The following is a 13,858-nucleotide window of genomic DNA, read 5'->3' on the forward strand; positions in this document are numbered from 1 at the left end:
AAGCATGATTTATTTAGAAACTAACATTAATACCCACGGAATAAGTCCTTTGGATAGGATAATTGAACCCACTGCTACCCAATTCTACGTCCCAAAGATCGAAATCACTGATCAAAAAAGGATTATTCACCCGTACATAAGGTTTCACCCGTTGCAGATGAAGTTTCCTCACCCATCTTTCTGGGAGATTATAAGCCAACTCCAATGACTGACAACGCAAGAATTTCACCTCACGCATAAAATAGGTTGAAGCTCGCAAAGTCTCCGTACCAAGCAATCCTTCTTCCATATTATGAGCAGCAATACTATTTGTGGACAACCGCGGCCACAAAGGATTACTTTTCATGTTTTCTGGAGTCCAGTGATCCTTCCAAATGGCACTCAACAAAGCCCGATCGTTAACAAACGGAGTAACCGCACTCGGATTGATAAAAAGAGAACGTTGCCCCGATCCTTGAAATGCAAAATTAAACTCAAACCTTTTGTAACTCACCGTACCGCTAAATCCGTACACCAAGCGCGGTTCCGTCGGAAACCCAATATGGACGGCATCCTCGATCGTAATCTGTCCGTCGTTATTCACGTCTCGGTAACGAATATCTCCCGGCATATAGTCCCCCGACTGTTGGGGCGAACGGTCAATCTCCTCTTGACTTTGAAAAAGCCCTTCCGCAACGTATCCCACCACCTGCGAGATATCATGTCCCACTTTCCGCTGCCACGAGGGTTTGTCCGCTGCCTCTTCTATCTTCCGATAAACCGCTTTGTTGTATGTCGCCGTGGCATTCAATATAAACCAGAAATCATTCGAAAAAGCATGTTGCACCTTTCCGGCAAAATCGAAACCACGCGAGCGTACCGACCCGATATTGGCATCCGGGTAAAGTCCTAACCCCATACTTGCCGGAACAATGACACGTTGCGACAAAATATTATGACGAATTTCTTGATAGACATCCAGCGTGAAATCCAACAACCCGTTCCAAAACGTCATTTCAAGACCCAAGTTCACTTGCTCTGCAATTTCCCACTGAACCGTCGGATCTCCGTAAGACTTAATAATATAATGATCCTGAGAATCTTTACCGATATTCGGCAAATACACGTATCGACCGTTTTCTCCTATTCCACTTCCGGTCCCGATACCGTCATTCCCGACCTTACCATAAGAACCGCGCAACTTCAAGAAAGAAAGCCAATGACTTGTCCCGCTCATAAAAGGCTCTTTCGAAATCACGTAAGATATTCCCACGGAAGGGAAAAAACCAAAACGATTATTTTTAGCAAAACGCTCCGATCCATTATACCCGAAACTCCCTTCTAAATAGTAGCGTTCCTTGAAACCATAAGAAAGACGCATAGAAAGTCCCATATTCCGGTGCTTGATGGCATCAAACAACGATCTTCCCTGCGAGGAAGCAAACTGAGATAAATTGAAAAGTCCCGTGTAACTCACCGAGTGATTCCCCCAGTTCCCATTGTAATACAAGCGGAATTCCCCCGCTAATTGAGTTTCATCTATCGTAACTTTATTATTTGGATCTACTTTCAGATTCTTATCTCCTTCTAACAATTGTTCCAAAGTATGTTTTCCAGTCTGATGATTATAATCCAAAAGCCGGTACTGGTAAGGCACCGTTTGAAAGGGTGTACTATCATAAGATTCTTTATAAAGAGAGACATTCGCCCGAATTTCCAGCCCCTTTAATAAAGCAGATAGATTCTGAATATATTCCACCCGGTTTGTAGTGGCAAAACGACTCCGCTCCACGTACCCACTTTGAATAGATGCGTAAGGATTTTTCGAATTTATCGTTTCATACCCGTAACGAATATGCGGGAACACGTACGTGTCATCTGCCGGATACACGGCTGCGTAATCCACCGGATTAGCATTAAAAGCAAGCCCGTATGCTGCAGTTACGTCAGCAAGCGGCCCGTGATAACTATCATACGTGGAATTTGAGTTAATCACCAACTTAGCCGTGGGAGTCATATCAATATTCATATTGATTCGCAAAGAAGTCGTGTTATTCCGGATATTCACGTTAAACTGGTTCAACCGGTCGGTCTTCAACATACCCTCGTCATAATTATGCCCTATAGATGCATAGTACTGCATGATCTTTGTACCCCCGCGAACACTCAGCCCCAAGTGGTGATTGATCGCAACATTCTTAAAAAGAAGATCATACCAATCATTTGCCGGATATAACCATTCCGGGAAACGATCGCTCCCCGTGTTGGCAATCCGGTCCGCCGTGTATTTGGGCTGTGCCAACGGATCGCGGGTTTGTAATGCCTCGTTATACGCTTTCATGTAAGTAATGGGGTCCACCACATCAATCTTTCTCGTTGGCATAGATGCGATTGCCTCATAGCGAAACGCCGTGTAAACCGACCCCTCAACCCCCTTTTTCGTTGACACGAGAATCACACCGTTTGCTCCTCGGGCCCCGTACATGGCTGTTGCAGAAGCATCTTTCAGCACACTAAACGAATCAATGTCCTCCGGGTCAATCCTCGACAGGTCAAGCACGGAGACCTCCACGCCATCCATTAAGATGAGAGGAGCCGTGTTGGCATTATTTCCAAAAGACGTGATACCCCGGATGGAAAACTGTGTGTTCAACTCTGCCTCCGTCAACGCCCCCGGCTTACCACCTTTCAAATAACCGATCATACCCGGAATACGTCCCACGAAACTCGCCGTGAGGTCACTATTAGAACTCTTCAACGAACTCGGTCTGACCGTCGTGATGGATCCGGTCACGCTCTCCCGTTTCTGCTCCCCGTAAGCAACCACTGTCACTTCCTCCAACGTCTCCTCCGTGGGTTCAAGGGCTAAATTAATTGTTGACTTCCCCTCCACCGGAATAGTTGCATCCTTGTAACCGATAAACGAGAATTTCAATACATCATCCGTTCGCACGAGAATATCGTAATTTCCCCGGTGATCCGTTGCTACCCCTCTCGTAGTCTGGTTAATCACCACACTCACTCCCGGCATGGGATTTCCCTTCTCATCCACCACACGCCCCTTCACTGTGATAATATCCCGTGTCAATGACTCTTGGGCTTTCGGCTTTTTCTTGATAACAATCACCTTGCTCTCAATCGAATAATCGTAACCATGAGCCGTAAGCACTTTTTTTAACACGTCATCCAGTGTCGCATTTGTAAAAGTTTCCGTGATTTTCACCTCGCTGGATATATCGTTTTGCTTGTGCACAAAAGTATATCCCGTCTTTGCTTTCAGGTCTTCTAGTACTTCCAGAATCGTTTTATTCTGGTACTTAGCCGTAATTCTCTGTTGCCGAGAAGATTCATTCTGTGCATACAAAGACACTCCCGACAACAATACCAAAATTAAATTTACTAACATAATCCGACCCCATTTCCGAATTTCCACTCGAAAAATGGCGTGACTCCATTTTTTTTTCATATTTTTGTATTTGAATTATAAGATATCGTCTGTCGCCAACAGACGTCGCAAACTTGGGGCGGGAGAATTCCTTGAATTCTCTCCCTTTTTTAATTAATTTTTTGAACCTCTATTTTCCCATCGGTTTTCATTTTAAATTTCACATCCGCTACTTTACTTAACACGGCTAGAAACACTCCTAGACTTTCATCACTTGAAATGCTCCCCCGCAAAATAATATCATCAACTGGTAATAATTCTGTATCAAAATCCACATCATAGGCACGAGATACGACCTTCAATATCTCTCTCAAACCCATGTTTTCAATATTAATGATCCCATCTTTCCAAGAAACGACATCATTAATTTTCACTTGCCGCACGGATAAGTTATCTGCATGCACACTTAAAACAGATTGCTCCCCCGGTAACAGTACAACCGAATCCATTCCACTAACAGGTATCACTTTTACTTTCCCGGAAGCAAGCGTTGTCAAAACTGGTTCCGACGGGTAAGCGGATACGTTAAACTTTGTCCCCAAAACAGAAACGGATTGTAAAGCTGTCTCAACAACAAACGGACGCATCGTATCCCGGGCAACATCAAAAAACGCCTCTCCGCTGATACGAACCCTTCGTTCTCCTAAGGCAAACTTTTCCGGATACTCCAAGCGACTATCTGAATTTAACCATATCACGCTACCATCACTAAGCAAAATTCGATATAACCCGGCACCTCGCGGTACCGTGATTTTATTAAAGACAAGTACTTCCTTCTCTCTCTCCACGTCCTCCCCTGCCTTCTTATCATACACAACTTTACCCTCACTGACTGCCAACTGCGTACCATCCTGCTCTTTGAATTCGATCTCACTACCACCCAAATAATGGCGTTCCCCTCCAGACAACTCTAATATCGCAGCACGGGCAGGAGCGCCAACATGAGATATTTCTTTATTATTATCCATAGAAGAATACTGCCATAACGAAACCGAAGAAATAACCCCCACCACGATAGCAGCAGCAACACCCCAATATTTTAATTTAAATGCCCGATGACGCCGAGGAATTATCCGTCCCTGTATGGAAGAATAATCACCCTTGATAAGTTGAGCTCGGACAACCTCTTTCAGAATGAGATTTTCCTTTCGCATGACATCGAACAACTCACGATTCTCATCACAAGCCTCTTTCCATTCCAGAATTTCTTTTTCTTCCTCGACAGAAAGTTTGTCATTAAAAAAGTCAAACAACTCGGATTCAGTGACTTGATATTCTCTTTTCATTTTTACAATAACCTTTGTTATTCTAAAGACCGGAAAGAGTAGAAAACGGTTGAATGAAATTAGAAAAAAATTCAAAAAAAAATGATAACCCTCAAATTCTATGGAATTTGAGGGTTATCATCGTGATCTCTATTTCAAAAAGATAACTACAACCTTTCAATATCCTCGGCAGTCAGTCCGGTCATTTGAATGATTATATCCATCGGCATATTCTTTTCTTTCATATTCCGGGCTACTTTCAAGATCCCCCTCTCTTCACCTTTGACCAATCCCTCCTCCCGGCCTTCTACTCGCCCCTCCTCTAGACCCTTTTCTCGACCTTCTACTCGACCTTCTTCTAGGCCTTTCATTCGACCCTCGACTAATCCCTCTAGCTTTGCTGTACCCAGCACATCATTCTGGATCATGATAGCATCCACGTGACGATCATACGCAGCTCGTTCTGCTTCATCCATATTATAGTAAACCAGCTTTTCCCTTGCTTCTTTCAATCCCGGAGTCTTTGTATCGGGACGGATGTAATCATTTTTCAAGTAATCCAACCACTCCTCAAGCGGGGTTGTTGCCACTTGATCAAACTCATTCACCCGGATCAAGAAATACTCTGGGAATATCTCCGATGGCAAGCGCTGAACCAAAGCATCCCGCTCCTTCACGGTCACGTGCAAATGATCACCGGTGTGTACTCCCGTAAAGGTGTTTTGACCATGGTAAAGATAATCATCCCCTTTTCCAATGTCAAAATAAAGAATACTAATAGAATACACTTTCTTCACTTCTGAATAAAGTTCTCCTAGCTTGATATGCTCGGTAATCGCCTTGGCTGCACCATAAAGAATTCGTTCAAGGAAATATAATTCCCTAGTAACTTGCACCTCCACGATAATAATCTCACCCTCGCTATCCCGGGCCTTAACATCTACCCGGTTAAACTTGTCCTCGTAAATCTGTTGATTACCCTCGCTTTCCAATATATCTATAATGTGAACTTGACGACCAAGTAACACGGTTAACAACCCTTCCAAAACGACAAAATTCGCCTTGTCCCGCAATAACCGTTTCACGGCCCAATCAAATCGAATGTATTTATTCTTGTCCATGTGGAAATAGTTTACTTCTCTATTCAAAGGTAAGCTTTTTTACGAGATTAAGGGAGGAAAAAATGTGATTTAACTTTTCTACCGATCGTACCGGTATCAGGTTCATTCGAACCTGAAGTGCCAGAACCCGGAAAAGACTTTCCTCAAATACTTCAAAGCATTCACGAGCAACGTTTTTACCGTCGCTATCGAAATGGAAAAACGATCTGCCGTCTCCCGGTAACTCAACCCATCAATATACACTGACTTCAAAACCTCGCGTGTTCTCGGGGGCAATTTCTCGATCTCAACTTCTATTGCCTGCAAAATCTCCTCTGTCAGCCAATCCGTGTCCTCAACTTCCACATTCTCGTTCAACTCACCACAAGCCTCGCGTAAGGGATCCCTCTTTTCCAATAACTTCAACGCCCGATTTCTTACTGAAGCAAAAAGATATCCCCGAAGATTACCCGAAGTGATTCGCGCATAAGCTCGCTGCTCCCAGAATGCCACGAAGAAATCCTGTACCAGATCTTCCGCCGCCGGAATATCACCCAAAAACGAGTCAGCCCATAAAACCAACGGTCGATAATAACTATTGAACAAGACCTCCATCCCCCGGGGATCGTCATGTCCAACTAAAAGTTTACATATCAACTTATCATCAACCTGCATAAATTCAAAAACTCGCTACCATGTATAAATTATTAGATTTACAAACTTATACAAAAAACTTCGGTTTTTGGATATACATAACGAAAATTCCGTTCCCTCAAAACCCTTTATTTCCGATATTTTTCATCTCCTTCCTCGAACATGCTTACATAGCTGAAATAGCGACTCTCGCTGATTTCCCCCTTCTCCACGGCTTCCAGCACGGCACATCCCGGTTCGTGAATATGCGTGCAATTATAGAATCGGCATTCACTTGCCCGCTTGAATATTTCCGGGAAATAATGTGATATCTCTGTTTTTTCCATGTGAATCAACCCGAACGCCCGGATTCCGGGAGTATCGACGATGTACCCGCCAAAACTCAACGGGAACATTTCTGCGAACGTGGTGGTATGTTTTCCCGTGTCATGGGAATCGGAAATCTCCGCCACTTTCAGTTTTAATCCCGGCTCGACACGATTGATCAGCGAGGATTTTCCCACCCCCGACAAGCCGGAAAACACGGTCACTTTATCCTTCAAGGCCGTCACCACGTCTTCCATCCCCTCCCCGGTCAACGAGGACACGTGAAAACATTCATACCCCACCTGCATATAGATCTGGGTCAAAGCTCCCAATAGCAATAAATCCTCCTCATCGTACAAATCTATCTTGTTAAACACGAGTATGGCTGGAATCCGGTAAGCCTCCACGGATGCTAGGAAACGATCGATAAAAACGGTCGATGTAACGGGATGATTCACCGTCACCACCAACACCGCCTGATCAACATTCGCGGCGATAATATGCGCCTCTTTCGACAAGTTCGTTGATTTCCGGATAATGTAATTCTTCCGATCTTCAATCCGGTTGATCACCGCGCCATCGGGATTGACCACCACCTCGACAACATCCCCTACCGCAACAGGATTCGTGGTCTTAATCCCTTTCATCCGGAACTTCCCCTTGATCCGACAGTCCAGCACTTCCCCCGATTCCATTCGCACGGAATACCAACTTCCGGTAGATTTCACAACAATCCCTTTCATATTATCAATTTAATGGTTCCTGTTTTACCCGAATGCAAATATACACGATATAATTTTCTTCTCGCACGGACCGAGAAAAATTATAATATCAAGGATTATAAATTGTCCTACCCACGACAGTCCCACGTCAATCTTTAATACATGATTAATCTTGTATTTCTACCTGATCAATAGCTGAAATCACTCTTTTATCATGCTTTTAAAATTCTTATAAAACGCTATTCTAAGTATAGCGTTTTAATAGGGTTTTAATAGCGTTCTAATAGCGTTTTACACGGTAGTGGTCTAGTAGTAATCATCTATAAATCATGACTTTTTAACTTTACACGGCATTTCTAGGGATAATCGTTAGTTTCTACTCCCAATTTCACTACCTTTGCAACATACAAATTATTACAAGCCATGAAATTAGTTTTCGCTACCAATAATGCCCACAAGCTGGAAGAAATAAAAGAAATGCTCGGTTCCCAGCATGAGATCGTTTCCTTGAAAGAGATTCAATGCCATGAGGACATTCCGGAAGAACAAGACACGCTCGAAGGGAATGCTCTTCAAAAAGCCAGGTATATTCACGAGAAATATGGCTTAGACTGTTTCGCGGATGATACAGGATTAGAAATAAAAGCCTTGAACAATGCTCCCGGTGTTTATTCCGCACGATACGCCGGTAATGCCCACGACTCGGAAGCCAACATGAAAAAAGTTTTACAAGAGATGCAAAATATATCGGAACGCCAAGCCCGTTTCAGAACTGTTATCGCTTTAATTCTCGGGGAAAAGGAATACTTGTTTGAAGGTATTGTCAATGGGGAAATTCTCACAAGCAAGCATGGGCACGAGGGATTCGGTTACGATCCGATTTTCCGTCCCGAAGGTTTTCAAGAAAGTTTTGCCGAAATGCCCCTTCACGAGAAAAACGAAATCAGCCACCGGGGCCAAGCCGTCCGGGCATTATGCAGTTTTTTAAACAACTTATAAAAAAGCATGCACACGGTGAAGGCCATCATATTAAAAAGCATACCTCATTCCGAACAGCAACAAATTCTACATGTTTATTCGGAAGAAAGAGGTTATATGCAAATGATTACCCCGTTAGCCCTGTTCAAGCGTAAAGCGAACACCTCCGCCCAGTGTATGCAAATCGTGGAAATCGAGTTTATCCCTAATGAAAGGGGGGGACTCCACAAACTGAAATCATTCTCTCCACTCGTAAACACGTCTGCCATCTATTTCGACGTGTACAAAATGAATATAGCCCTGTTGTGGGGTGAAATATTAAACCTCGTGCTACGGGATTCCGACCCGAACCCCAGCCTATACGAGTACATCAAAACTTCCGTGGAATACTTGAATATCACACGGGAGGACATCGCCAATTTCAACTTGCTATTCCTGTTTCGGTTGGGCAAATTACTCGGGTTCAGCATAGACAATAGCACATACCACCCCGACCACGTGTTCAACATCAATGACGGATGTTTTTATCCCACAGGTTCACCGGGAAGTTACCATACGGGGCCACATTCCGCCAAAGCAATCCATGCCCTCTGCACGTGCCAGTTACAAGAATTGAAAGACATCCCGCTTAATCAACAGGGACGCAAGATTTTACTCGACATAGCCCTGCTCTTTCTCGGGTTCCATCTGAACTTGGATTTTAACACGAAAAGTATCCGGGTTATCCGGGAGATATTTTCTTGATGATGCGTGTTCATCGATAAAATCGAGGTTTCTGTCCCGAAATTACCGACGTTGACTTGAATTAATTGATCAATAACGCTGTATTTCATATCTTTACAGAAAACTTAAACGAAAATCACATGAAACAGGGTAAAGCATCCGGCAGTCAACAAAAATTCACCAAAATGGCCTTCGAGAACCAACATTGGAAGTCATAAGTTAATATTTTGTTAAAATAATAAACCTTTTTAAGCAAAAAGTGTCTCACTCAAACTAGGATATTTCACATTTTATTAACATATATTCCGGCTTATTATGCATAGATTTATACCAACCTAAAATACCAGCGTTATGCGTATAAAAATTGTAAATCTGAATAAAGTCTACCCGGGAGGTAAAAAAGCCTTAAAAGACTTGAATTTGGAAATCGAACCGGGGATGTTCGGCCTGTTGGGACCGAATGGAGCAGGAAAAACCTCTCTCATGAGAATCATGACTCTATTGCAGAGTTGCACGTCAGGAACCATCTATTTTGATGATTATGACATTGCCAAGGACCGGAAAGCGATTCGCTCCCTGCTGGGCTACTTGCCACAGGACTTCCGTTTCTTCGAGAAACTGAAAACCTGGGAATTCCTCGATTACGGTGCCGGGCTTGCAGGGATCAAGGGGAAGCAACACCGGGCCGAAGTGGTAGACGAGATGCTACGCAAAGTTGGTTTATTTGAAGTCCGTGACCGTTGGGCCAACCGGTTATCCGGGGGTATGAAACGAAGACTCGGGATCGCCCAAGCCATCATCGGAAACCCGAAAGTGATTATCGTGGACGAGCCGACTACCGGACTGGACCCGGAAGAGAGAATCCGGTTCCGTAACATCCTGTCAGACATCAGCGACAAGGATTCCATCATTATCCTTTCCACCCATATCGTGGGAGACATTTCAAGTACCTGTAAGAAACTGGCCTTGCTAAACCGCGGAGAACTGAAGTTTGAAGGTTCACCGGACGAGATGATCGATCTGGCTCGCGGAAAAGTATGGGAGATCTTCGTAACCGACATGGAATACGAAGAAATCAAAGATAAATACCCGATTATTTCAACCATCCCGACGGACGGCGGTATGGAGATTCAGGTCGTGGCCGATGCCATTGACGGCTACTCGCACAAAGCCATCGAACCGAACCTCGAACATGCCTACGTTTACTACATGGACTACTTGCTGAAAGACAAGATGAACATGCAGGTTGAAGCAATCAAAGAAAATGAATTGTTCAAGTAAATCTTAGAAGAAACCAGCGATGAATATTCACAACATCAGCACAATATCGAGATACGAAACCAAGCTCCTACGGAGAAGCTGGCTATTTCGTATATTCGCTATTTTATCCCTTTTAGTTATCGTATTTTTTCACATGGGTACACAGTCAAACCTGGGATGGTTCGAATGGGTCATGGTTGCCATGCCATCCTCCATCCCGTTTGTCAATATCTACCTTTTCAATATCGCACAATCTGTCATTGCCATATTCCTGGCAGGGAGCTTTTTAAAGCGAGATAAAAAGTTAGATACAGCCGAAGTAATTTACGTACGCCCGATGAGTAACGCGGATTATATCATCGGGAAAACATGGGGGATCGTGAAAGTGTTTGTATCGTTAAACATTATCGCTTTACTCATCGCTGGTTTCATTCATTTGTTTGCGAGTGAATCCCCGTTTACCCTATTCCCCTATTTCTTCTACCTACTCACGTTATCGATCCCGTCACTGATTTTCGTGCTGGGACTATCGTTCGTGATCATGAGTTTCATTCGTAACCAAGCGGTTACGTTCGTAATTATGTTAGGATTCATCGGGGTAACCTTATCTTATCTCGGGGACGCGGAACACGGAACGTTTGACTTCTTCGCCCTCACGGTGCCGAATATGTTCTCCGACGTGCTGGGACACACGAACTTGTTTCCCTATCTCGTTCAACGATTGACATTCTTGCTATTGGGAATGGGATTACTCACGTTTACCATCGCCATGGTCAACCGCTTACCGTTACATCCCAAGAAAAATATCTTGCTGAACGCCCTGGGATGTATTATCCTGATCGCCGGAATCGGCTGTGGTTTCACCTATTTCACCCGATTCCATCACGTTGACAATCAACGCAAATTATATTCTGAAAGATACAAGAAATACAATAATATTGACAAAGTTCATTTGATAGATCAAGAGATTATATTCTCACAAGACGGTAAAAAGATTACCGTCAATTCACACGTAAAGGTCCAAAACCGGAATCACCAGGAGATCGACAAAATCGTGTTCTACTTGAACCCATCCCTGCAAGTTGAAAAATTAACCCGCCAAGGAGAAGAAATTCCCTATAAAAGAGATGCGCAAGTTATTATTGCGGAACACAAACTCCGCCCGTACGAGAGCCTTGAACTGGATATCACGTATAACGGTTCCATCGACGAGAATATCTGCTACCTGGACATCACGGACGAAGAATATTACGACACGCAAACCGGAAGTAGCATTCTCCGTTTCGGGAAAAGATACGCTTTCGTGCAGGATAAATTTACCCTGCTGACCCCGGAATGCCTGTGGTACCCCTCTACCTTTCCACCGGTAAACCCGGAAGCTCCTTATAATATCCGGAAAAACTTCTCGAATTACACTCTAAAAGTGATTCATCCCGATGACCGGACGATTCTTTCACAAGGGACACCTTTCCAATCGGGGGACACGACAATATTCCGAAATAAAGAGCAACTGCCCGGCATCAGTTTAGCCATCGGGGACTACGAGAAGAAGAGTATCGTGGTTGATTCCGTGCAGATCGAATTATACAATTTTAAGGGTCACGATTTCTATTCTGAAGTTTTTCCTAACATTTCGGACACGTTAGCCGGATTCCTTCAGGATGTGAAATCCGAATACGAGTTGAGAAAAGGCCGTAAATACCCGTATCAGAAATTTATCATGGCAGAAACGCCTATTTCTTACACGGGTTACGTACGAAATTGGAAAGGGAACAGCGAGCAGGCGCAACCGGAGATGGTTTTCCTTCCGGAATTTGCCACGACCCTGCCTAGCAGTAATTTCAAATTTGCCAAGAAAAGAATGGCCAACTGGGGACGACGTGATCCCCAGGGAGCGATGGAAGAAATTGACGTGGAAATGAACGTTATACGGGATTTTGTCCGCCGGGTTCTTCTCTCGGAGGAAACGTTTCAAGAAGAGGGAAATACATTCGTGAATATGTTCTCTGGCGAATGGTCCGGGACATCCAAGCTGAACAAGTACGATTTATCGTCCATGTATTTTAATTACGCGGGTTCTATTTATTCCCAGAATTTCCCGATCATAGACATCGTGATGAACACCATGCTAAAACAGGAAGAAAGCGATCAGGGAAGACATTTCTTCCGGATGTTCAACGGGATGGGCGATGACCAACGAGCCGCCGCTTATCTGAACGGGAAAAGTTTTGAACAAGCCGTACTTGATAACACGCTTTCGACAGAGGTGTTCTACGAAATGATGAAACTAAAGGGCGTTTACCTAAGGAACTATATAAACTCACGCCTTTCATCAAACGAGTTCAAGGAATTCATGGCTGAATTCACGAAAAAATACCAGTTTCAAGAAGTTAATTTCACTCGCCTGAACAGTGAGTTTATCCGTAAATTCCATTTCAATTTAATGGATTTCATCCCGAACTGGTACACGATAAACAGCACGCCTCGTTTTATCGTGAAAGGGGTGGATGCCGATCAAGTAGAAGTCGGGGATTACACGAAATATATCGTGAAGTTCCAAGTGTACAACCCCACGAATGTAGAAGGCGTGATTTCCGTCAACGTGGAAGAAGGAGGCGGAATGTTCCCCGGCGGCCCGCGGGGAAGAAGAGGACGGGCCGCTCAAATGGAGTCCAAACCAGCGAAAAATTACATTATAGAACCGCAGAAATACAAAGAGATTCGTATTTTATGTGACGAACGTCCGAGTAACCTCACGATTAACACGAATATCTCGCAGAATCTACCCAGTACGATCATGCAGAATTTCGCCAAAGTGACCACCACGACGACCGACACGGTAACAGGAATATTCGACGCAAATGCCACCCTTTTCACGTTTAACCCGAAAGAGATCACGGTTGACAACGAAGATCCCGGATTCCGGATAATCGAATCCAATCAAAAGAACAAGCTACAATCCTTCTTCAAGAAGGAGAGCGAAGATAAATACAAGAACTTAAACTTCTGGATGCCCCCCAGTAAATGGACAGCTACTATCGGGGCAAATTATTACGGGGACTATATCAATAGTGCCGTGTACAAGAAATCCGGAAGCGGTAGTAACAAGACGGAATGGACAACCCAGATACAAATTCCAGGATTCTACGAGGTATTCGTGTACTCGTCTGATCTTCCCATGATGGGACATCGCTGGGGAAGGAATGAAGAGAAAAAAATGCAATATTACACGGTAAAACATGATGACGGAGAAGAGGAAATTTCAGTCGAGACGGGCCGGGGACGGCAGGGATGGATGACACTGGGTTCTTTCTATTTCTCGCAAGGAGAGGCTAAGATTACCTTAAGTGACAAAGGATCGGGATCAAACCAAATCATCTTTGCCGATGCAGTAAAATGGGTGTACACGAACAATAACAAATAAAA

The 13,858-nt window shown here is 44.0% G+C and carries 9 protein-coding genes; 4 read left to right on the forward strand and 5 right to left on the reverse strand.

Features of this window, described 5'->3' with window-relative positions:
- Positions 1–13: 13 nt before the first annotated feature.
- The 5 genes from F1644_RS11280 to rsgA form a co-directional block, all read right to left on the reverse strand.
- Positions 14–3,445, reverse strand: a complete 3,432-nt coding sequence (locus F1644_RS11280; protein WP_118304531.1) for a SusC/RagA family TonB-linked outer membrane protein — start codon at positions 3,443–3,445, stop codon at positions 14–16.
- Between the two features lie 89 nt (positions 3,446–3,534).
- The gene (locus tag F1644_RS11285) at positions 3,535–4,710 is read right to left on the reverse strand and encodes a FecR family protein (RefSeq protein WP_087419038.1); all 1,176 of its coding nucleotides are present in this window, start codon (positions 4,708–4,710) and stop codon (positions 3,535–3,537) included.
- Positions 4,711–4,856: 146 nt separating this feature from the next.
- A complete protein-coding gene (locus tag F1644_RS11290; RefSeq protein WP_118304532.1) occupies positions 4,857–5,810 on the reverse strand; it encodes a PD-(D/E)XK nuclease family transposase in 954 nt (317 codons plus the stop codon).
- A gap of 102 nt (positions 5,811–5,912) precedes the next feature.
- Positions 5,913–6,464, reverse strand: coding sequence for an RNA polymerase sigma factor (locus F1644_RS11295; protein WP_118304533.1), 552 nt, complete (start codon positions 6,462–6,464; stop codon positions 5,913–5,915).
- Positions 6,465–6,571: 107 nt separating this feature from the next.
- Positions 6,572–7,492: a ribosome small subunit-dependent GTPase A gene (rsgA, locus tag F1644_RS11300; protein WP_118304534.1), complete on the reverse strand. Its 921-nt coding sequence runs from the start codon at positions 7,490–7,492 to the stop codon at positions 6,572–6,574.
- Between the two features lie 402 nt (positions 7,493–7,894).
- Here rsgA and F1644_RS11305 point away from each other — a divergent pair, with 402 nt between their 5' ends.
- From F1644_RS11305 to F1644_RS11320, 4 genes are all read left to right on the forward strand, one after another.
- On the forward strand, positions 7,895–8,470 hold the full coding sequence (locus tag F1644_RS11305) for a non-canonical purine NTP diphosphatase (RefSeq protein WP_118304535.1): 576 nt from the start codon (positions 7,895–7,897) through the stop codon (positions 8,468–8,470).
- Between the two features lie 6 nt (positions 8,471–8,476).
- Positions 8,477–9,193 carry a DNA repair protein RecO gene (gene recO, locus F1644_RS11310; RefSeq protein ID WP_087419043.1) on the forward strand — a complete coding sequence of 239 codons (717 nt, stop codon included), beginning with the start codon at positions 8,477–8,479 and terminating at the stop codon, positions 9,191–9,193.
- Positions 9,194–9,523: 330 nt separating this feature from the next.
- Positions 9,524–10,453, forward strand: coding sequence for an ABC transporter ATP-binding protein (locus tag F1644_RS11315; RefSeq protein ID WP_087419044.1), 930 nt, complete (start codon positions 9,524–9,526; stop codon positions 10,451–10,453).
- Positions 10,454–10,586: 133 nt separating this feature from the next.
- Positions 10,587–13,856 (forward strand): golvesin C-terminal-like domain-containing protein, encoded by a 3,270-nt coding sequence (locus tag F1644_RS11320; RefSeq protein WP_147344470.1) that lies wholly within the window; start codon positions 10,587–10,589, stop codon positions 13,854–13,856.
- Positions 13,857–13,858 lie beyond the last annotated feature (2 nt).

The sequence above is a fragment of the Butyricimonas paravirosa genome, from assembly GCF_032878955.1.
GTDB classification, from domain to species: domain Bacteria; phylum Bacteroidota; class Bacteroidia; order Bacteroidales; family Marinifilaceae; genus Butyricimonas; species Butyricimonas paravirosa.